We start from the raw sequence: 21,364 nt of genomic DNA on the forward strand, positions 1-21,364 counted from the left end.
TCTTCAGTCGGTTTTAACCGACTTTAGCTATGAGCCAGGGTTTTAAACCCCTGGCGGACTGCGGAGACTGCGGGAAATACTAACAACAATTCAACACATAAAAATAGCTAGTAAATGCAAACTGTCAACAAATTTCCTCTCCAAAAACTACTTATTTTCATTGGCAGTATCGTCGTAATCTTGGCAATTATTTTATCTATTTACTCTCACAATGCTAACGCCCAAGAGCCTTACAATCCCTCTCCAGAAAGCGCTGTAGCGTCCAAAGGCTTGGTTGAGGTCAAAATGACATTAATTGCCGTTGACCCCATTAAAAACGAATTAGAAGCCCGCTTGCAGTTTGAACTCAAAGGTATTTATAAAAAAGGGCCAACTTACCCGGCTCAAGACTTGTTAATGACAGTTAACGGCGCAAATGTACCGGATTCGGAAATTACCTTTAAAGAAGGCAAACCGATGATTGTCCCTGCATTGAAGTTTAACTTAGTCAAAGGAAAAATTAATAATTATCCGTTTGATAGGCACATTGCTAAAGTAGCTATTTCGATCGACCCGCTGCCTTCGATTGGTAAAAAGTTTGCTCCATTTGAACTGAATCCCGTGCCACTGGAATTTAAGTTTAATGCCGATGTTCCCGGTTTCGACATTAGTTATAAGCCGATGGAAGAGAATTCATCTATATTTATTTATATCGATGTTTCTGCAACTCGATCGCTCCCGGTGAAATTCTTTGCGTTAGTGATTATTGTCATCATGTGGGTGCTGTCAATTATGGCCTTGTTGCTAGCATTAAAAGTGATGAAATCGGGCAAATTGCCGGAAGTGGGAATGCTGAGTTGGACTGCTGTGATGCTGTTTGCTTTTCCCGCTATTCGCAACGCTCAACCGGGGGTGCCTCCGGTGGGAACTGCCAGCGATTTCCTTTCGTTTTTTTGGACGGAAATTATTGTTGTGGTGGCGTTGGTGATTATCGGTAGCTGTTGGTTGAATCGGTATCATCCGCCGATTGAATGATATGAGATTTGAAACTTCAGATTTGAAAAATTCACCCCACAGATAAATCAAGGGGCTTTTAGCCTGCATACTTTAAATTAACAGTCAAAAGTCAACAGCTAACTAAATTCCAAGATTCAATTTGTGACTTCCAAATTCTCAATATCCTTTGCGGGTACACCCAAACCGCGCAAGATAGTAAAAGCAATAATTCGATATCCCGACGGATTGGGATGAACTCCATCTGCAGCCAACAAATTCAGAGTCTTGCCCGCGTGCTTTTGATACGTGCCGATAACTTCCCGAAACGGCGCATTCAAATCAATAAACAAGCACTGATTCTGCAACGCAATTTCTCGCATCGCGGCAACATACTCTTGCAACCTGCGATTTTCTGGGCCGTCCAGAATTTCGCGTATTGGAGTAGGAGAAAGCAGTACAACTCGAATTCCTGCGGCTTTTGCCGCCAGCACCATTTGAGTTATTTTCTCCCGATATTCTGCCAGTGGCACTCCCTTGGGCAACTTGCCTTGCGGATAAAACTGACGGTTTTGGAAGTCAAAGAAAGCGTGCCAAACGTCGTTGACTCCGACATTAATCATCACTAAATCTGGTTTTTTGTCGATCGCATCTTTCTGGAAGCGCGCTTGCATATCAGTCGCCTTGTTACCGGAGATTCCGGCGTTGACGATTTCGATTTTGCGATCGGGATAAAGGGCATTCAGATAGCGTTGCAGCAGCCAAACGTAACCTCCGGGGTATTTCCCTGCCTCGGTGATGCTGTCGCCCACTGTCACAATTTTGCGCTTGCCGGCGAGTACGTTTTGGATTTCTGGCGGCGGCGTTGCTTCGGATACGGATTCTTTAAACACGGGAATTAAGGAGTGAGGAATGTTGAAGGCCATAACAACAGCAATTACAGCGATGGCAAGTCTAATTAAAACTTGCCTCAGCCGGGGTTTGGGACGGGGCGATTCCCTTCGGGATAGCTTTGCTTCACGCGAATTGGGAGACATTACGCAGATTCCTATTAAAAGTCTAACTATTTATCTCTGCAATAATATTATCCATTTCAGGGTTTTTTGTCACTTATTTCAATAACTCAGTCCTGGACTAACAAAAACCTGGTTTGGACACCACATCCGAAGTTATAAGCCTTAAGGCAGAAACCTGGTTGTTGACCGAAAGCATCCAGGATACAAGCCCCCGGATTCATTCCGAAAGCAGACTCAGGATGGAAAAATAAAAAACCTGTATCCGATAAAGGAGCCCCCGAATTGATCCGTGGGGTCAAGGCTTCAATTCTTTAATCTCAAATCTCAAATCTCAAATCTCAAATCGATTGACCCCGCCTGCGTAAGTTGTACAGTGAAAATACCGAGGTTTTTGTTGCGCTCATCTCTCTGTGTAATTGCCATCACAAAAAAGTTCGCCAAATGTCACAGGATTTCTGCTACTTACAGCACAACTTTAGAATGGAATGGCCGTTTATAATATAGATAACTAGAAAAAAAAGTTTTCAGGCGAGGTTAAAGCAATGGTAGCAAATTCAAATTTTTTATATCCTCAAAATCGCTATTACGGTGAAGTAAAGCCAGAGAATTTGGTATTTAATGCGAATTTACAAGAGTTTTCTCAGCGAGTGGGTTATATCAGTTCTTTGACATCTAACGGTAAAATCTCTGTGGAACAGGCATTTACTCAGATCCAAACACTGTGGGAACAGGTGGAAAAGTCGAAAAAGCAGTTGGGAATTGGCGAAAATCCATTTTCAGCTTGAATAATTAGCGGTTGGCTGGGAAGTTGAGTTATGCGCCATTGATGCCGATCGATTAATCGAGAGCTTAAGATCAAAAAGTAGCTAGTGGCGATCGACCTTTTTGCCTATGAGTTCCGATTTAGTACCCCTTCTTCCCAAAGTATCCGTCGGCCGCCGCGCCGCGGCCCTCTGCATCGACGGAATCGCAGTTTGGCTGCCCAGTTTGCTTCTGGGTACTAATGCGATCGTCCAAATCATATTTTTTGTGTTGCTGTGGCTGATCATGCGCGTAGCCATCGTCAGGAAAAACCAAGGCCAAAGTCTCGGGCGCTGGGCCTTGGACATGAAAATTGTCGATCCCAGATTCCAACGGACTCCCGGAGTGCAAAAACTGTGCAAGCGCGAGGCATTGCTGGGCTTTTGCGCCGCCTTAGCCTTCGCAGGCATAGCTGGGCTCACATCTACCAACGCCGCCGTCTTGCTGCTGATGCTGCCCCTGGCGATCGACTGTAGTGTTGCCCTCAACTCCGGCGAAAGGTTTCCCCAAGCTTTCCACGATCGCATCGGCGGGACGATCGTCGTTGGAACCCGCCGCGGCTACTCCCTCGACATCAAAGTTAGAAGATTGCTTGACCAAGTGCAGAGCAATGTGAGAAGATAATAAATTGTGTTTAAATTAGTCGAAATTTATTTAGAATTATGGCTAAAGGCGTCCGCATCATAATTACTCTAGAGTGTACTGAGTGCCGTACAAACGTAAGCAAACGCTCAAAAGGCGTGTCTCGGTACACCACCACCAAGAACCGTCGCAACACGACGGCGCGGCTAGAACTCAAAAAGTTCTGCCCCCATTGCAACCAGCACACTGCCCACAAAGAGATCAAGTAGTAATTAGTCATTAGTCCTTAGTCATCAGTCATCAGTTGTTGGCAATTGATATTGAACCCGCCCAAAAACGGGTAAAATCCCCCGACAATCCTGAGTGGAGATCGCAAAATTTTAGACGAAGGTTCAATCTCCCAGATTCATTTGTGGAGTAAATCTAAAATCTAAAATCTAAAATCTAAAATCGACTGACCGGCGAAAAGCAGCTAACTAACCAATGCTTTCTTGACGGCTAGCAACTAACGGCTAATAACTAAAAACTCACAGTCAACAGTCAACAAACAACAGTCAACAAAAAACAAACCATGACTTACTTTCGCCGGCGCGTTTCGCCCATCAAACCAGGAGACCCGATCGACTACAAAGATGTCGATTTGCTCAAAAAATACGTCACAGAACGCGGTAAAATTTTGCCCCGCCGGATTACCGGTTTGACGGCAAAACAGCAGCGCGACCTGACCAGAAGCATCAAAAGAGCAAGAATTGTAGCTTTGATGCCCTTCGTAAACCAAGAAGGTTAACAGGATTTGGGATTTTGGGTTTTAGATTTTGGACTGGGAATAAGACTTGCGCGAAAACAACGTCTTTCTGTCATTAAGAGTGCAGCAAGAATGCAGCGAAATAATCGCGAAATAGGGTTAAGAATCGCCGCAGCGCAAGTCTTAATCACAAGTCAAAAGTTAAAAAAAAAAGCAATAATAAAGAACAACTTTTTAGATTTTAACTTTCACAATTGACCAGAAAAATTGCCAATATCCAAAATCTAAAATCGCAAGCTCGAAACTCGATAAGTGGCTACTGTAAAAATCCAAAATCTCAAATATAAAGCTGGCAAGTGGAGAAGGGAACGTTAGTAGAATTTAGAGTGCACGGCGACCGCCGTCTGGCAGTTGCCGATCGCCCCGACGGCAAGAAAAACTGGGTGGTGGTAGACGAAAATGGTCAACCGCACAGCATACCGCCCAAACAAATCACCTACGAAGTAGTCGGAGAAACTTACAAACCCTCCGATATTCCCAAATTTCTCAAAGAAGTAGAAGCATACTCAGATCCGTCGAGTTTGGAAGTCGCTTGGGAACTTTTAGTCGGTGACGGAGAAACAGCAGATCCCGAATCCCTGGCAAAGCTGTTATTTTCTCAGAGTAGTGCGGCCCAGTGTTACGCGGCTTACTGTTTGCTATCAACCGATAAGCTGTATTTCAAACAAAAGGGCGATCGCTACGAACCGCGATCGGCAGCCCAAGTAGCCGAAATCAAACACCAGCAAGAAGTAGAACAGCAGCGACACCAAGAATCCCAAGGATTTTGGGATCGAGTCAAACAGCGGCTGGCCGGGGAAAATGTAGATTGGGAAAATAGCGATCGAACTCGCCTCGACGCCCTAGAACGCTTTGCCCTCCTCGGAGAAGAAGCAACGCACCGCACCCCAGCCTTAGAAACTTTAGCCAGCTTACAACGATCCGAAAACCCCGAAGCAGCATTTGGCCTCCTAGTCGATCTCGGCCTCTGGAGTACCCACGAAAACCTGTTTTTGCGGCGCAGCCAAATTCCCCTACAATTCTCCGCAAAGGTATTAGAAGTGGCCCAACGCTGCCTAGAAAATCCCCCAACCGACTCGGACACAAATCGTCTCGATTTAACTCACCTCAAGGTTTACACGATCGACGACGAAAGCACCACCGAAATCGACGACGGCCTCAGCTTAGAATTCCTCGAAAACGGCCAGCAGCGGATCTGGATACACATCGCCGATCCCACCCGCTTGCTTTCCCCCGGAGACGAACTCGACCTCGAAGCCAGAAAGCGCACCACTACGGTTTACCTGCCCACGGGAATGATCCCCATGTTTCCCCCAGCTTTGGCAACCGGGCCGATGAGTTTAATTCAAGGCAAAGAGTGCAGCGCCCTAAGCTTCAGCGTCACCTTAGACGAAATCGGCGCGGCTCAAGATTACAGCATCCACATCAGCACCATAAAACCCACCTACCGCTTAACTTACGATGACGTAGACGAAATGCTAGAGTTGGGAATCGAAGCAGAACCAGAAATAGCAGCGATCGCCTCTGCAGCAAAACTGCGCCAAAAATGGCGGGAAGCCCAAGGCGCAATCAGCATATTCATGCCCGAATCCGTCATTAAAGTCAACGGCGACGACATCAAAATCCACGTCATCGACGACTCCACAGCCCGGATGCTAGTAGCCGAAATGATGATTTTAGCCGGCGAACTAGCAGCCCGCTACGGTCAAGCTCACAGCCTGCCCATACCCTACCGCTATCAGCCACAGCCCGAACTCCCTCCCGATGAAGAACTGCTGGCCGTGCCTGCAGGCCCCGCCCGCGCTTGCGCCGTGCGCCGGTGTATGCCCCGCAGCGAAATGGGGCTGACCCCCGGACGCCACGCCGGCTTGGGTTTGGAATTATACACTCAAGTTACTTCCCCGATCCGCCGCTATACCGACTTGCTGGCTCACTTCCAAATCAAAGCCCACCTGCGGGGCGAACCACTGCCTTTTTCGGCCCAAGAAATACAGGATATTGTCATGTGTCTCGGCACCGCAGTTAAAGAAGCATCCACTGTCGAACGCCAAACTAACCGCTATTGGGGATTGGAATATTTGCGGCGCAACCCAGACGAAGTTTGGGAAGCTTTAATGCTGCGCTGGCTGAGGGAAGACAGCAATCTCGGATTGATTTTATTGGAAGATTTGGGTTTAGAATTGGCAATGCGATTTGGTCGATCGGTGGCAATAGGCGATCGACTAGAAGTCAAAGTCACACACTGCGATCCGCGATCGGATGTCATTAACTTCCAAGAAATGATATTTGAAGCCGCACAATAGGATTTTAGATTTTAGATTTTAGATTTTGGATTGCAAAAATCTGTGTTGAAGGCTGAAACTGAGGATAAATCTCGTTTTTAGTCGAGTTTCTGACAATCAAGCATCCAGGATACCCGCCACGTGATTCATCCGTCCAGAAATAAAAAACCTGTATCCGATGAAACTTGCCGAACGTATTTATCTCGCGCAAGTCAATGCTTCAATTCTTTAATCTAAAATCTAAAATCTAAAATCTAAAATCGATTGACCCCCTCGCATTCCCCTTGTCAAGGGCACGGGGGTAAAAAAGATGATGGTTTCATATCTAGTCCTGTAAAATAATCCTAATTCTTGTGTGGCCTGGTTCACCCCCAAGTTGTAATATAAGCCAGAAATCCCGTAAACCCGCCCCGACCAAAATATTGTGGTCGATCGACTCGACATGATATCCGATCCAAGACAGGTAATACTTTTGACGTTAAATTGACACGACACGCTTTGTTATCTCCTCTCTTCCTCCGTGTCCTCTGCGTCCTCTGCTGTTAATAAAAAACTTCACCATTCTCAAAATTGGAAGTTTTTACCCCAACCTAGTAATCTAAAATCTAAAATTTAAAATTTAAAATCGCCAAATGCCCAATTCAATTAGCCAAGTTCAGCCACCCCTGGAATTCATACCCCCAGCCTACAACCCCCTAGTGGTGCTGGGCACTCAGCAATTGCTCCCCTGCTGGCTGCGATTTCGGACGAGTATCAGCCACATTCAAGCCGAAAACGTCGAAACCCTCGCCGAACTCTTTCACCAATTTCAAAATCAAAAAGTTCGCTTCCTGCTAGCCTTCCGCCACCCCAACTCAGACGATCCGTACTGTTTGGGACAACTAATTTGGCAACTCGTTCCCCAGGCGGCGCGGGCAAAAGGTATTTCCCTGCAATTCCCGGTACATTCCCACTTTATCTACGATCGCGGCATTCCCCTGTGGGCCGGTGCGGGAGTCGGCTGGTTGTATTCCCACCTCGGCGGCACTCCGATTGTTCGCGGTAAAATCGATCGCGCCGGATTGCGATCGGCCCGCGATTTATTTGCCAACAGCCAATTCCCGATCGCCGCCGCCCCAGAAGGCGCCACCAACGGTCACAATGAAATAGTTAGCCCCCTCGAACCGGGAATTGCTCAAATGGGCTTCTGGTGCGTTGAAGATTTGCTAAAAGCCGGACGCACTGAAAAAGTTTTAATTGTGCCGATCGGCATTCAATACCGCTATGTCAATCCACCTTGGCAACCCCTAGAAAAACTTTTAACTCAATTAGAAATTGATTGCGGACTGCCACCCTTAGAACGCACCGACATCGCTAATTTAGAGACGACCAATCCCGATTCCGAAAACCCAAATCACAAATTCCAATATCTGCGCCTGATTCGACTGGGTAGCCATTTACTAGCAGTAATGGAAGAGTTTTACAGCCGTTTTTATCATAAGAACTTACCGCCACAAACATCTCTTTTAACATCATTATCGCGACCAGAAAAAACGGCAAACGATTCGGGCAATGAAGTAATGATGGCTCGACTGAAAGCACTGTTAGACGTGGCTTTGCAAGTAGCAGAAGAATATTTCAACTTAAAGCCCAAAGGCAGTTTAATAGACCGCTGCCGCCGTCTGGAACAAGCAGGCTGGGACTATATTTATCGAGAAGATATCAAAAATATTGCAGCACTTTCTCCCTTAGAAAGAGGATTAGCCGATCGCCTCGCTGAAGAAGCAAGTCTTCGGATGTGGCACATGAGACTTGTAGAAAGTTTCGTGTCTGTCACGGGCAGGTACGTCGCAGAACAACTGACAGCAGAACGTTTGGCAGAAACAACTTTACTGCTGTGGGACGTACTGGCTCGCATCAAAGGGGGAAATCCTTTCGGCAGACCGAAGTTGGGCAAACAGCAGGTACAAATGACCGTGGGCGAACCCATATCAGTGAGCGATCGTTGGGAGCGATATCAAACCAGCCGCAGGTTAGCAGTTGCCGAACTCACTCAAGACTTGCAATCAGCTTTAGAAGCAATGATTAAATCTTAATTAGTCGGATAAGGAAGAGCTTCCAGGGAAGAAGGAATATATATTTTTCTTCCCTTTATTTTTCTTTTTTGAATTATAAACAGATTGTTATAGACTTTTGGAATAGGTCTCATGAACCGCAAACCCTCGCTCGACAATGAACCAATAAAAATTAGCGATGACTAACAAACCTATCGATTTGTCTACTAACTCAATTAAAGTAAAACTGCTGAATAATTTAGCGCAGGAATTGCTCACACCGCTAACTTCTGTCCTCGGCATGGCAAGCGTGTTGAAACAAGAAATTTATGGCCCCTTAACGAGCAAGCAAAAAGAATATATTGACGTGATCCAAGACAGCAGCCGCTCTTTGCGATCGCTAGTTGAAGAAATTTTGGAACTAGCAGAACTAGATGATTCCGCTTTCACCTTGAAGCGAACCGCAGTCGATATAGAAACTTTGTGCCAGCAGGTTGTGACAATCCTGTCGTCGGCGGCAAGTAGACGAGAGCAAGAAATTAATTTGTCGATGGGGCCCGGGTCGCGCATCTGGTTGGTAGATAAAGATAAGGTTCAGCAAATGCTGCACCACTTAATTTTTAGCATTATTCAATCTGCTGGGGCAGGCAGCGTGATTCGAGTCCACGTTTCTCGGAAAGAAGACGGTATCAACATCGGAGTTTGGGTTTTTCATCCTTGGTTAGGGGAAAGTTTGCCCCATGCTAAACTCTACACCGACTACTTGTTGAAGGCCGGATCTGGTAGCGGTTCGCCATCGAGCTCCGAAACCGAATCTCCCGGAGAACCGCAACTCCCGACACAGGGTTCGCAGCGATTAACGCTGGCGTTTTCAGAGTTGGCGGCTTTGGTGGCACAGAATGTAGAGGATACCGCACCGGTGTTAGCTGGTTACGGGGCGCGGGAACGCTTGGGGCTGCTGCTTTGCTGCCAATTGGTGGAAATTCAAGGCGGTCAACTCTCGATTCAAGGAACCCCGGAATCTGGATATCGCTACGTGCTCTGGTTGCCCTGCACAAATGCTACGGAATTGTTGGAAGGCTAAAGAAGGAAGAAGGAAGAGGGAAGAAGGAAGAAGAAAGAAGGAAGAGGGAAGAGGGAAAAAGGAAGAAGCAGTGTACAGGAAGTAACTGCTGAAAGAAGGAAGAAAAATAACTCAACTTTTTTCAATTACCAATTCCCGATTACCAATTCCCGATTAGCGATTAGCTATTCCCAATTACCAATTCCCAATTACCAATTACCAATTACCAATTACACAGTACAAATCTAAAATAGCAATGAATTCAGTTTGGCAACAGTTAACTCTGGCAAATTTGCCGCTCTCTCAGTGGCAAAGTAGAAGTTATTTATTCAATTTGGCGATCGGCTCTTTACGCAGTTGGCGGCAGAGTAGCTGGCTGATGCAGTGGGCAGAACCCTTGGGTTTTGTTTTGCTGGCCTTGACTTTCGGTTTGGCGCCGTTTGTAAACAATGCCTTGGTGGGGGTGTTGATGGCGGCTAGCGCTGCATTTTGGGTGCTGCTGACTGTTTCCGACGATCGCCCGATCGCTTTGAGGCCGATTCATTTGCTGGTACTGCTGTACTGGGGCATAGCCACCGTCGCAACGGCGATGTCGCCGGTGAAAGTCGCCGCTGCTACTGGTTGGAGCAAGCTAACACTGTATTTGCTGTTTTTTGCGCTGATGGCTCGGATATTGCGAGATCCCCGTTGGCGATCGTGGTTAATTGCCGTATTTTTGAACGTCTCTTTAATTGTCAGTTTCTACGGCGTGCGGCAGTGGATTGATAAAGTGCCGCCATTAGCTACTTGGAACGATCCGACTTCTACTCAAGCCAATGTCACGCGAGTTTACAGCTTTCTGGGCAATCCTAACTTGCTTGGTTCCTATTTACTGCCGGCCATTGCATTGAGCGCCGCCGCACTTTTTGTGTGGAAAGGATGGGGAACAAAAATTTTAGCGCTGACGATGCTGGTGGTGAATTGCGCGTGTTTGCGCTACACGGACAGCCGGGGTGCTTGGATCGGTTTTGTGGCTCTACTGGTGGTATTTTTAGTGTTGCTGTGGTACTGGTACAGCCCTTTGATGCCTCGGTTCTGGCGAACTTGGGCGCTGCCGTTAGGGTTAGGAGGTTTGGCTGGGGCCTTAATTTTGGGAGTGGCCTTAGTGGAGCCTCTGCGCGATCGAGTTTCGAGTATGTTTATCGGCCGAGGTGACAGCAGTAACAATTTTCGGATTAATGTTTGGACGGCGGTGATTGACATGATTCGCGATCGACCAATTCTCGGAATTGGGCCGGGAAACACTGCTTTTAATAAAGTTTATCCGCTTTATATGAAGCCGAGATTCACTGCTTTGAGCGCTTATTCTGTGCTGCTGGAAATTGCGGTGGAAACCGGTTTTATCGGTTTAATGTGTTTCCTGTGGCTGATGACTGTCACCGTCAATCAAGGTTTGTTGCAGATAAAAAATCTGCGGGATGCACAATTTAACATCTCTAGTTTAGACGAAGAATCCCGAAATCCCCAATCTAAAATCCCAAATCTCAAATCGAATCACGGGTTTTGGTTGATTGGGGCGATCGCAACTTTAGCCGGCATGATGGCCCACGGTTTTGTCGATACAGTTTGGTACCGGCCGGAAGTTAATATGCTTTGGTGGTTGATGGTGGCGATTATTGCTAGTTTTTACAGCACCTCGCACCACCAACAGCAAGATTCAGCTTTGACAGAGGGCGAGTAGATAGAATTGCTGGCGGGGATTTTCTCCCCGCCCGGTGTGGATTCCAGCAATAGCCGATACAGCAATGATTAAGAATTATACCAGTGCAAAAAAAGAATGCAGCTTTATGCAAGCTGCAAACCATTATCGCCCTAAGTTATAGCCTTTCTCAAAAAGGTGAGGTACGAATTTTGACCTGAAAAGCTTGACCTTACAGGGTTTCTGTATACCTCATTTATCTGAGAACCGCTATATTTCCAATTCTTCAATTCTTAATCTCAAATCTCAAATGCTATAAGGTGCGGACGGCGCACCCTGCATACTACATACTACATACCTGTTTGTGTAAAGTTGTGATGGTACACTCTACAAAATTTATTGAAAATAACCCTTATTCTTCGCTCTCCCGAGGCATGATCAATCTCGGACACGCATATTTTCCACCATTTCTATCTCTGCACTGTCGCATCGACTGATTCGAGTTGAACAGCATCTCGACTGATTCATTGACGGCAGATTTAACAGTCGGAGGAGTTGGCACTGCTTTTGAGGCTTGACTTAGCTCCAGTACCGTTATAATTGCCAGTATGGTTGATGAAAGCAAAACTGTGCGTTTCATTTATTTCTTTTTTCCTCGTTTAATCGTTGACGTGCCATCCCTATCCATATATCCTCATCGAATTCTTGAGAATCCGCATACTTTAGACAAATTTTCCACTGCGGTAGCGCTTCCTTAGTATTTTTCATCTTTTCTAGGACTTGCGCTTTTAAGCAGTAAGTTGCTGGTCCTTCACTATCAAGTTTAATCGCTGCATCCAGATGTTGCAATGCCTCTGAATAGCGACCCTGTTCCAGGCGAGCCCATCCCAAGTTTTTGAGTAAAGAATATTTTACTCGATCGTCCTCAGCTAATTTCAAACCTTGCCACAGGAAGTGAACGGCAGCCGGATAGTTTTTTTGATCGACTATATATAATCGAGCCAGATTACTGTAAGCAGCAGGCAGACCGAGTTTTGCAGCTTGCAGATATTTTGCTCTGGCGCATTGTAAATCTTGCACCTCTTCGCAAAGCCATCCTAAATTGTAAAGAGCTGTGCGGCTTTTTGGATCTACCCAGAGCGCTAACTCATATGCTTGTTGAGTATCAGCGAATCGATTGGCTTTGTAGTTTTCAAAAGCCCTATTATTAAAAAAAGATGCCAGTTCCGGCAACCCAATTTGCCAGCCGCCAAAGCCTACTGCTAGCATCAGCAAGAAGGCTCCCCACTTGGAGTTATGATGCTTTTTTGGTGGCTCTTTCATAGCATTGAAAATGTTAGCTAATGGTGTCATTTTTAGCATTTTTTAACTTGAGAGTTGGGCGATATTTTGTTTGCCAGATTTAATTGCCACCCTAATGGCATATAATCTTACGAAATGACTCAGGTTTGAGTCCCTTTCTTATAAGAGTTTGTCAATCCACAGCCGAATGCTTGGGTAATGTTCCCACTACCCAGAGGTATTCGAGCATAGGTTAATCATTCATGAGGCTCCACAAGCCATCCGGATATTTTCAGGAAAAATAAGCGGGAAGCAGGAAGAAGGTAGAACTGTTACCCTTGCCTAAGTAATAATACTTAGTTAGCGATCAGTCGATCGACAGTATCCGACTGTATGAGGAGATACAGCGTATTCCAGGTTTATGAAGTGTAGGGACTTACCCTGGGCTGTTTCCCACGGGGATGGAACGAGCTGGGGTTTAGTTGATCAACCTGGAATCTTCTGTAAGACGGACTCCGGTGAAATAACTTTAATTAAGTTTGTAGTAACGATGGAAGTCCTCAAAATCCTCAAGGGAGGATTTTGAAAAATATTATGATGAGTAATTAACCGAACTAGATTTAAAATAGCCAATCATTAATCAGCAATCACCCATGATGAATCACTAATGACTCCTGACTAATAAACATCTCTACAAGTTAACTTTCAACCTTCGAGTACCCAAGGTTTTAGTTGCTTTTTCGGAGATGTCTAATGACTAATGACTAATGACTAAAATTGCTTCATCGCTCTTTCCATATCCCGCTTGTCTTCGCGTTTCTTCAAATCTTCGCGCTTGTCGTACAGTTTTTTCCCTTTACCCAAACCGATATCAAGTTTTACCCAGCCGCCTTTCAAATACATTTTTAACGGTACTAAAGTCAAGCCTTTTTCTTCCACTTTGCCGATTAATTTGCGAATTTCCTGCTTGTGCATCAGCAATTTACGGGTGCGGCGGGGTTCGTGATTAAAATAGTTACTAGCACTTCTCCAAGGCGAAATGTGAACGTTTATCAGCCACAGTTCCCCGTTCCGAACTAAACCATATCCGTCCCGCAAATTGGCTTTTCCTTCCCGAATTGATTTGACTTCGGTTCCCTTCAACTCGATTCCCACTTGGTATGTCTCTATAATTTCATAGAGATGGCGCGCTTGGCGGTTATCGCTAACAATTTTGTATCCTGGACTTTTTTCGCTCATTTTTACCTCCGATAAAATTAATTATTATAACGCTAGCTCCTCTGTAGAGAAAATCGAAGCTTGACAAAACTTAAATAATCGGTCTAGACATTACTAATTTTGCTGAGCTAAGATGTCACCAACGTGAATGTCAAGCGGTATCATGCAGCGCACCAATATTCCCAATTCTGACCTTCCAGATGCTGTCAGTCCCAATTCAGGGGTTAATTTAGTTTGGTTGGCTCCTTTTTTGCTGGCGCTTGCTTGGTTTTGGGCCAATATCTCGGCAGTTAAGTGGCTGTTATCCTCGTTTGTTGAGATACCTACACTGTACAAGATAGTAATTGGCTTTCTGATTGTAGCATTAGTAGTGCGATCGAGCGGGAAGTGCGTTAGCGCAGCCATCGAAGAGGATCGCCCGCCAGGATTTTCACCCAATTTCGTTTTGAGGCGAGATCCGCTGCTGTTGATGTTGGGTGCGGGTATTTGCTCGATCGCCCTTCAGTACATAATTGATATCAAACAACTTACTGTCCTGCTATTTATCCTCGGAACTTACGGGCTGTGTGGCTTATTGGTAGAGCAGAACTTTTGGCAAAAAAACTTGCCAGTTGCGGGCTTGCTGGCTTGTATTTTACCATTCAACAGTCAGTTTAATAGCGGATTAGGTTTGCCGGCGCGAGTGCTTACTGCTCAGGTAGTAGAACAGTTGCTCTCAATGCTGCAAATTGGGGCTATTTCTTCTTACGATATTATCGTTTTGGAAAACGGCATCGCTCAGGTTGACGTGCCTTGTAGCGGCATTAAAACTCTCTTAGTGGGAACGCTCTTTTTGCTAGCTGCTACCTGGCTGGAAGGGCGTAAATTGAGCTTAAGATGGCTAGCAGTCGGCGCTGCTAATCTCTTAATGTTGGTATGTGCTAACACTGCGCGGGTTGCCGTGTTAGTCCTGGTTTCGGAAGTTTTTCAACAGCCAAACATAGCACAAATTATGCACGTTCCTCTGGGAATTGTCGGTTTAGTATGTGCTTGTTTTGTGACGTGGTTAATGCTGCAACGAGTACCGAAATTTCAGCCAGAAAAAACCCGCGGTATTTCTGCCCAACCAAACTCAGGAATACTCCAAAATCACCCTTTAGCAAAACCCGGAATAATTGCAGCAGTCACAGTTTTGGCAGTCATGGCTCAACTGTCTCATGTAGAAACGTCAAAAATGGATCTCGCATCTTTAAGATTGCCTGAAGACATTAAATCAGAGTCGATTCCCCTGAATCCTAGCGAACAAAAATTCTTTGGCAACTATCCAGACACGCAAACACAAAAAATCAGATTTGTCGCCGGCAACTTGCGCGGTTCCATGCTCACAGTAGCGAGCACATCCTGGCAAACTTATCACGCCCCAGAGTTGTGTTTTGTGGCCAGCGGAATTCCCGTCAATGGCATAGAAAAAAAACAACTAACTCCTTCAGTAACTGCGCGCTGGCTGTCTCTCAAAAACAACCAACTATCAGCAGCATACTGGCTGCAATCTGCACAGCTAACTACAGATAACTTCATGTCCCGTATCGGTAGCGACCTCACCCACAAAAATCACAATTGGGTGCTAGTTTCCATTTTATTTGACAGTTCGCTACAAGCCGAAAATCAGGAAGTAAAAGAGTTGGCGAGTAATGTATACACTACCGTCAAACAAAGCTTACAAGGAGAAATAAATGAAAATCAAACAGCTCTTTGATGGAATTTTTAAAACAATTTTTTGGCTGTGGAATTTGACATTTTTATCGATTGTTTACTTGGGAATTTTGCCGATTATAGGAGTGCCATTAATTATGGCGACCATCGATGGCATCATCCCGCTAGAGTTTTCTTTGACAATGGCAGCTACGATTGCAGTACCCACTGTATGTACAGTAATAGGAGCTAGGCGTTTTAGCAAGCAACCCCTACAGCTAATGCGTTGGTTTTACGGCGTAGAAGCACCGCTATTTTTGCTGTGTTTGCTCCGCTTGTTCCTGCTACGAGAACTCACCCCAGCTAGTTATCAAATCATCGCTACTATTGCTTTGTGCATTGCAGCATTTTTAGTGGAAATGCTGTACGGCTATCTGGGTAAAAAAGAAAATGTTCAAAATATCTCAGATTCTCAAACTTCCCATAATAAACAGTCTCGTTTTTTAAGCTTAATCGGAGAAAAGCGAAGTGCGTGGCTGCAATTAGGATGTCACAGTTTAATGGTAGTAGTTGGCATTTGGGCGGCAACCTTGCTGATGTATTACGCTGTACCTGTGGCATTGTATACACTTTATGGATTCTTCACTGTAGTCATTGAATTTTTCAAGTTTACATGGGTATCAGCATTTTGGGATATCTTTAGATACGGGAGCTGGATCTGGGGTTTAATTTGGATACCGCTATCCTTTATATTGTTTGGTTTAACCTGTAGCTTATTCGTTGTCATGCCTTCGCTGTACGGCTTTCTCTACATTCATTCCGGGCGGAAAATATGGCAGAGTTTTGCTGCACAATACGGGAAAAATAAAGCGCTAATCGGAAGTTTGGGAGTCATAGCAGCTTGGCTGGCTATTTTCTCGGCTTTGCAGCAGCAGCCACAAGTCGCAGCACTGAAAATGCTGGCTACTCCCCCTGCAAATGACACGGTTCGCCAAACTTTATTAGCAAAGTCTGATATGATTCGATCGGGCTTAGTTAACGCTTATTTGTCTCCTTACCGCTACCTCAGCACTGTGGGAGAAAATAACCACATTTATGAGATGTACAAAAATAGTTTGAATTTACCTGACGGAGCGGCTCAAACTGTACAGAACAGTTATAATTTTTTAATGTCGCCGTTTTTGTATCAAGGCTCTAGTGCTGATGTAGAAAAAGCGGAAAAACTCTACGGGCAATTCTTCGATACGGAACTGCAAAAAGGCGACACAGAAGCAGTAAAACACGCGGTGCAGTCAACATTTAACCGGGAAGAAGCAAAAGCTGGTTTGCTCAATGTCAATGAGGAAAAAGTATGGTTGCAGTCGCAAGCCGTGACAGTCAAAGAAAACGGCGACTGGGCTGACGTTCAACTCTACGAAGTTTACAAAAATCAAACGCCGGACTTGCAAGAAGTATTCTACTACTTTTCGCTGCCGGAAAGCGCCGCAGTTACAGGAATTTGGCTGGGCGATACTGGCGATTTAAACAAACGTTTTGTATTTACCGTATCGCCTCGCGGTGCAGCCCAACAAGTCTACAACCAACAGGTAGTAGAAAGAGTCGATCCGGCTTTGCTAGAACAAATTGGCCCGAAACAATACCGCTTGCGGGCTTTTCCAATCCCAGCTAAACGAGAATTCACCCAAACTGAAGGGCCCACAGAAATGCACTTGTGGCTTACTTACAAAGTCATGCGCCAGCCGCAGGGTTGGGCTATGCCTGTTTTGGCTGAAAAACGCAACATTTTTTGGAACCAAAATACTCGCCGCACGATCGCCGGAAAAGAGGTCAAATACAGCGGGAAAGAAGCAAGAGAAACTTGGCTGCCACCCTTTTTGCCCGCAGCCGCACAGCAACCTCTAACAGCGCAGCAGGCGGTTCTACCGGGAGGAAATATCATTTCTGCTAAGCCGTTGGCTGATGCAAATTACTCGTTACCGCAAGGCAAGAAGTTTGCAGTTATTCTCGATACTTCCCGCAGCATGGCGGCGGAAAATAAGGATGTCAAAGAAACTTTTGAATGGTTGAAAGCTAATGCAGCAGGCAAAAATGCTGTTGATTTGTATGTTGCCAGCGCTGCGGGAATGCCACCTAAGTTTGTGGAAGATGTACGCAATTTCGATGCGACAAAGGTGACGTTTTACGGTACAATCCAGCTCAAAGATATGCTGCAACAGTTTGCACAGTTGCGGGGCGATAAAAATTACGATACTGTATTTTTGGTGAGCGATCGCCACAGTTACGAATTGTCAGACGATCGCAAACTTAAACTTTCCATCTCTTCACCCCTATGGACAGTACATTTGGGAGGTTTGCCCCCCGGCTACGACGACGCAACTTTGAAGCTTATTCAAGATAGCGGCGGTGGAGTTGCTACGCATATGAAAGAGGCGATGCAGCGAGTAGCAACAACAGCAGCTTCGGGCCCATCTACAGTTAGCGTTGTTGACGGCTATGCTTGGAGTTATGCCAAAACCCCGCAGTCGAAAAAAACCGCAAAATCGGCCGCAGTTGCAGAGTCAAAAAATGCTGGAAATGAAGGCTTTAAACCGATAGCTGCGCGGCAGTTGATAACTGCACTTAGCAAGCAGAAAAGTTCAAATCAATTAACCCAACTGGATGCGATGCACGCAGTAGCTAAAAAATTCAACCTGGTGACGCCTTATTCTTCGATGATTGTGTTAGTTAATGACGCGCAAAGGGAGCAGCTAAAAGCAGCGGAAGCTAAGAGCGATCGATTTGACAGAGAGGTAGAATCCGGTAAGGAACAGTTGAGTAAGCCGAATAATCCTCTGAATGTTTCGGGGGTTCCTGAACCCGAAGAATGGCTGCTGTTGGCGGTAGGTGCGATCGGGCTTTTGGCGATTTTCCTCCGCCAGGGGCGCGCGAAAATGGTAGGTTGAAAGTAAATCCGGGTTGGCTACTCCCTCGATGATTCGGCGGTTGAAACCGCTACTACAAAAACAAAGTCTGCCTCCGCAGACTAAGAGAGTGAGGGGGTATTTAAGCCGGACTTGATACCAAATATTAATCTACAGTCGTCTTGAGACGACTTGAGCTATGAGACAGGGGTTTCAACCCCTGTCGGATTTAGCTAAGATTAATGACTAATCTATCTCGACAAAAACGCGATCGCCCTCAATCTTTACCGGATAAGATTCCAGGGAATCGGCTGGTGCATTCAAACATTTACCGCTATCTAATTTGTACTGATACTTATGAAACGGACAGGTAATGATACCGTTATTTACCTTACCCATGTCGATCGGATATTCTAAATGAGTGCAAGCATTGCGGTAACAAGTGACATTCAAGCCTTGACGATTTAAAATCAGCGAAGTACCCTCAACTTTTACCTTCAAAATATCCCATTCGGGAACTTGATTCAGCCCTGTTATCTCTACCCACATATAATCTTTATCCCTTTAAATAAAATATTGCTGCATTCATGGGCGATCGTCCTTGAATGCAGCAAGGGCGATCGGCGCGACACTCTCCACACCTAATAACCTAACCGTTTTCCTCGCCATTTCCCAGGTACAACCTGACGAATTCATCAGCCGCCTCCCGATTGAATGTCTGCAACGCTTGCTTAATGGCAAATACCGCCTCGGCAGACGGGTCTCGTTCTTCGCTCACCCAACGGCTAACGTTTGAGCGATCGATTTCCATCTTTGCCGCCAATTGATATTGACTGATATCGTATGCCTCTAATATTTTTTTGAGGGCTTTACCTGCTCTTCCCATGCTCCCGATTGTGTCAGAGAGTCATGCTCCTGTAAACGTTGCTGATTGTCACAAAGTGCGGTAAACTTTGTACATTAAGTGCGATCGTTTTTTCCCTCTCAATTTAATTGTATGGTTCGTCAAATACCGGAGTTTGGCTGGGGCGATCGCCTAGCCCGCCGCCAACCAGCGTAAACTTACGCATATAGGGAGACCTGTACCCTAAAACAATATCCGACTTGGGTACTCCGACTTCAATTAACTCATTAGCAATTCCTACTTCAGTTCCATCTCGCTGAATCCAAATCTTGTCCTCTTTAATATCGATGTGAATAACGCAACCATAAACTCGTCTTTCTCCACGCCATCCCACATGAAACATCAAATAGCGATCGCGTTTGATGTCACAAGCAATTTCAGTTTCTATCTCCCCATCGTCCGAACCGCAGCTAGAGTGTTTTTCAATGATTGATTGAATTAGCTCTCTATACTTTTCTATTTCCATATAACGATCGCCTCTCTCGCAGGATTAAACACAATCAAGTTTAATTGCATCCGCGTCACTGACATTCGAGCTAAACGCCGAGTAAAAAATTCTTCATAAATATCTTCGGGAATTGCCAAATAAAGAAGTCTATCCGGTTCTGACTCTTCCAAAACCACTTTATAATTCCAGGCTTGACCTATAGCCTCGTGAAACTGATTTATCAATGACAGACCTAAAAAACACTTAATTTCTACTGCTATCTTCTGTCCGTACTTTTCGGCTCCTAACAAATTATTTTCAGCCCCTAAGTCCACATAAAGCTTATCTTCGTCTACTTTGAGGTACAAAGGATCGTGGGTAATAGTCCACCCTTCCTTTTCCAAAGCTGAACATACAGAGGCATGAAAGATATCCTTGGCCGACATAGATTTTGATAAATCATGTTACTCGCTCCCATTATATCATCTTTTACGGCTGTGCCAGACAAACGGGCGATCGCATTTTGAATTAAGTGGGATCGTTTCTTCCTCCTCCATTTAATTGTAAGGCTCATCGAATACCAGAGTCTGGCTGGTGCGATCGCCTGAATATTGGACGATCGGCCTCAAACATACTATTCAGCTTTTCTCTACGGATGAATCTGACTCAAAATCACCCGCAACCGATCGTAATCATCCTTCAACAAAACACTCAAACTCCTCCCCGCTTCCACCAACCAAGATCGATCGCGCATCCGCAACTGATAAATCTCCCGAATCGCCGCCGCCGTCAGCGCATCCACCGGCGCATTAGCCACCCCCAGCAGCGTCCTCAAAAAATCCAACTGCACCGTAAAATCAATCACCTCATCCGGTTCGCAGCGATAAACCGCCTGGTGAATTTGCGGCGGGCGCGGCGGCAAATACTGATAAATTTTACCCCTCGATGGGCCGTGACCGTTCAACCTTTCCGGCGCAGCCTCAAACCCGACAATCGCCACTCGAAACTCGGTTTTTAGCATCGCAAAAATCTGCGGTTGTTCCTCCCGCAACTCTTCCAGCGACAAACCCAAAGCGCGAGCTCTGTGCACCGAGTCGATCGGGCTAGTCGTGGCATAATAAACCACGCCGTAAATTTGATTTTTAGACTCTTCATCCTCGGCCTTCACCCAACTCCCAAAAGGTGGCATCACGGGAAAACTCAAGTCTTCCGGTTCCAAACATTGAGCCAAAAACTCCGAAGTTGCCGTCTCGATCACCTCAGCAATGCGATCGGGATGGCGCTCTTTTGTAGCAAATTGGGGTAAAGGTAAACGCATAGTTTTAGTGATTAGTCATTAGTCATTAGTCATTAGTCATTGGTTTTTTGCTAGTTTCAAGGGTCTTCAGTTAGTAGCCTGGTATTGGGTACTTTAGCAATTACAAATTACCCATTACCCATTACCAATGACTAATGACCGCTGACTATTTCGCGCGACCAGCCGTAGCATCGACAAGTTCCAACTGCGACAGGCGGAACGTGATCAGCTTGTCCCAATTGCCGCCTTCAAACAGTACCGCGACTTTCCCGTCGCTAACTCGCTGGACTTGTCCTTGAAAGGCGTAGTAAATCTCACCCTTATCTTTAACTCGAACTGCCGAACCTGGAAAAATCATAATTGTTTGAATGTTATGTTTGCTGTTTATAGCTTACCTTTTCTTGGCGATCGAGACTTGATGCTAAAACAGGCAA

Annotated in this window: 21 protein-coding genes; 11 read left to right on the forward strand and 10 right to left on the reverse strand. The window is 45.6% G+C overall.

Going from position 1 to position 21,364, the window contains the following annotated elements; genetic code table 11:
- The first annotated feature begins 114 nt into the window (after positions 1-114).
- A complete protein-coding gene (locus tag QUB24_RS01930; RefSeq protein WP_333150101.1) occupies positions 115-1,014 on the forward strand; it encodes a DUF4436 family protein in 900 nt (299 codons plus the stop codon).
- Positions 1,015-1,130: 116 nt separating this feature from the next.
- Here QUB24_RS01930 and QUB24_RS01935 read toward each other — a convergent pair whose 3' ends face one another.
- Positions 1,131-2,009: an SGNH/GDSL hydrolase family protein gene (locus tag QUB24_RS01935; protein ID WP_333150103.1), complete on the reverse strand. Its 879-nt coding sequence runs from the start codon at positions 2,007-2,009 to the stop codon at positions 1,131-1,133.
- 521 nt (positions 2,010-2,530) lie between these two features.
- Between QUB24_RS01935 and QUB24_RS01940 the strand changes: the two genes are divergently transcribed.
- The 8 genes from QUB24_RS01940 to QUB24_RS01975 all read left to right on the forward strand — a co-directional run bounded on the left by QUB24_RS01940 (position 2,531) and on the right by QUB24_RS01975 (position 11,274).
- Positions 2,531-2,773, forward strand: coding sequence for a DUF7219 family protein (locus tag QUB24_RS01940; RefSeq protein ID WP_190658612.1), 243 nt, complete (start codon positions 2,531-2,533; stop codon positions 2,771-2,773).
- A 106-nt stretch (positions 2,774-2,879) separates the two neighbouring features.
- Positions 2,880-3,413 carry an RDD family protein gene (locus QUB24_RS01945; RefSeq protein ID WP_333150105.1) on the forward strand — a complete coding sequence of 178 codons (534 nt, stop codon included), beginning with the start codon at positions 2,880-2,882 and terminating at the stop codon, positions 3,411-3,413.
- A 38-nt stretch (positions 3,414-3,451) separates the two neighbouring features.
- Complete coding sequence (gene rpmG / locus QUB24_RS01950) at positions 3,452-3,640, forward strand: 50S ribosomal protein L33 (protein WP_190658616.1); 189 nt, start codon at positions 3,452-3,454, stop codon at positions 3,638-3,640.
- Between the two features lie 302 nt (positions 3,641-3,942).
- On the forward strand, positions 3,943-4,158 hold the full coding sequence (rpsR, locus tag QUB24_RS01955; protein WP_006631377.1) for a 30S ribosomal protein S18: 216 nt from the start codon (positions 3,943-3,945) through the stop codon (positions 4,156-4,158).
- 314 nt (positions 4,159-4,472) lie between these two features.
- Complete coding sequence (locus QUB24_RS01960) at positions 4,473-6,479, forward strand: ribonuclease R family protein (RefSeq protein WP_333150108.1); 2,007 nt, start codon at positions 4,473-4,475, stop codon at positions 6,477-6,479.
- Positions 6,480-7,090: 611 nt separating this feature from the next.
- Positions 7,091-8,533 carry a 1-acyl-sn-glycerol-3-phosphate acyltransferase gene (locus QUB24_RS01965; RefSeq protein ID WP_333150110.1) on the forward strand — a complete coding sequence of 481 codons (1,443 nt, stop codon included), beginning with the start codon at positions 7,091-7,093 and terminating at the stop codon, positions 8,531-8,533.
- 157 nt (positions 8,534-8,690) lie between these two features.
- Positions 8,691-9,575, forward strand: a complete 885-nt coding sequence (locus tag QUB24_RS01970) for a histidine kinase dimerization/phospho-acceptor domain-containing protein (RefSeq protein ID WP_333150112.1) — start codon at positions 8,691-8,693, stop codon at positions 9,573-9,575.
- Positions 9,576-9,810: 235 nt separating this feature from the next.
- Positions 9,811-11,274: an IctB family putative bicarbonate transporter gene (locus tag QUB24_RS01975; RefSeq protein WP_333150114.1), complete on the forward strand. Its 1,464-nt coding sequence runs from the start codon at positions 9,811-9,813 to the stop codon at positions 11,272-11,274.
- Positions 11,275-11,644: 370 nt separating this feature from the next.
- On the opposite strand, the gene QUB24_RS01980 is transcribed toward QUB24_RS01975, so the two are convergent.
- From QUB24_RS01980 to smpB, 3 genes are all read right to left on the reverse strand, one after another.
- Complete coding sequence (locus QUB24_RS01980; protein WP_333150116.1) at positions 11,645-11,872, reverse strand: Osc7112_2153 family protein; 228 nt, start codon at positions 11,870-11,872, stop codon at positions 11,645-11,647.
- Complete coding sequence (locus tag QUB24_RS01985) at positions 11,869-12,555, reverse strand: tetratricopeptide repeat protein (protein ID WP_333150118.1); 687 nt, start codon at positions 12,553-12,555, stop codon at positions 11,869-11,871. The genes QUB24_RS01980 and QUB24_RS01985 overlap by 4 nt, the downstream gene beginning before the upstream one ends.
- Before the next feature lie 729 nt (positions 12,556-13,284).
- Complete coding sequence (gene smpB, locus QUB24_RS01990) at positions 13,285-13,752, reverse strand: SsrA-binding protein SmpB (RefSeq protein WP_006631384.1); 468 nt, start codon at positions 13,750-13,752, stop codon at positions 13,285-13,287.
- A gap of 127 nt (positions 13,753-13,879) precedes the next feature.
- Here smpB and xrtO point away from each other — a divergent pair, with 127 nt between their 5' ends.
- Together xrtO and QUB24_RS02000 are read left to right on the forward strand one after the other, a co-directional pair.
- A complete protein-coding gene (gene xrtO, locus QUB24_RS01995) occupies positions 13,880-15,466 on the forward strand; it encodes an exosortase O (RefSeq protein WP_333150121.1) in 1,587 nt (528 codons plus the stop codon).
- Entirely contained in the window at positions 15,444-18,344 is a 2,901-nt protein-coding gene (locus tag QUB24_RS02000; RefSeq protein WP_333150123.1) for a TIGR02921 family PEP-CTERM protein, read from the forward strand. Before xrtO ends, QUB24_RS02000 begins: the two co-directional genes overlap by 23 nt.
- Positions 18,345-18,548: 204 nt before the next feature.
- Here the strand turns inward: QUB24_RS02000 and QUB24_RS02005 are convergent, their stop codons facing one another.
- The 6 genes from QUB24_RS02005 to QUB24_RS02030 all read right to left on the reverse strand — a co-directional run bounded on the left by QUB24_RS02005 (position 18,549) and on the right by QUB24_RS02030 (position 21,288).
- Entirely contained in the window at positions 18,549-18,851 is a 303-nt protein-coding gene (locus QUB24_RS02005) for a Rieske (2Fe-2S) protein (RefSeq protein ID WP_333150126.1), read from the reverse strand.
- Between the two features lie 100 nt (positions 18,852-18,951).
- A complete protein-coding gene (locus QUB24_RS02010; RefSeq protein WP_015175931.1) occupies positions 18,952-19,188 on the reverse strand; it encodes a helix-turn-helix domain-containing protein in 237 nt (78 codons plus the stop codon).
- A gap of 103 nt (positions 19,189-19,291) precedes the next feature.
- A complete protein-coding gene (locus QUB24_RS02015; protein WP_333150128.1) occupies positions 19,292-19,672 on the reverse strand; it encodes a XisI protein in 381 nt (126 codons plus the stop codon).
- Positions 19,663-20,079 carry a XisH family protein gene (locus tag QUB24_RS02020; protein ID WP_333150130.1) on the reverse strand — a complete coding sequence of 139 codons (417 nt, stop codon included), beginning with the start codon at positions 20,077-20,079 and terminating at the stop codon, positions 19,663-19,665. Before QUB24_RS02020 ends, QUB24_RS02015 begins: the two co-directional genes overlap by 10 nt.
- A 203-nt stretch (positions 20,080-20,282) precedes the next feature.
- Positions 20,283-20,951, reverse strand: coding sequence for an HAS-barrel domain-containing protein (locus QUB24_RS02025; protein ID WP_332959789.1), 669 nt, complete (start codon positions 20,949-20,951; stop codon positions 20,283-20,285).
- A gap of 145 nt (positions 20,952-21,096) precedes the next feature.
- Positions 21,097-21,288: an NAD(P)H dehydrogenase subunit NdhS gene (locus tag QUB24_RS02030; protein WP_015175937.1), complete on the reverse strand. Its 192-nt coding sequence runs from the start codon at positions 21,286-21,288 to the stop codon at positions 21,097-21,099.
- Positions 21,289-21,364: the final 76 nt, after the last annotated feature.

The organism is Microcoleus sp. B9-D4 (genome assembly GCF_036705105.1).
GTDB lineage: Bacteria > Cyanobacteriota > Cyanobacteriia > Cyanobacteriales > Microcoleaceae > Microcoleus.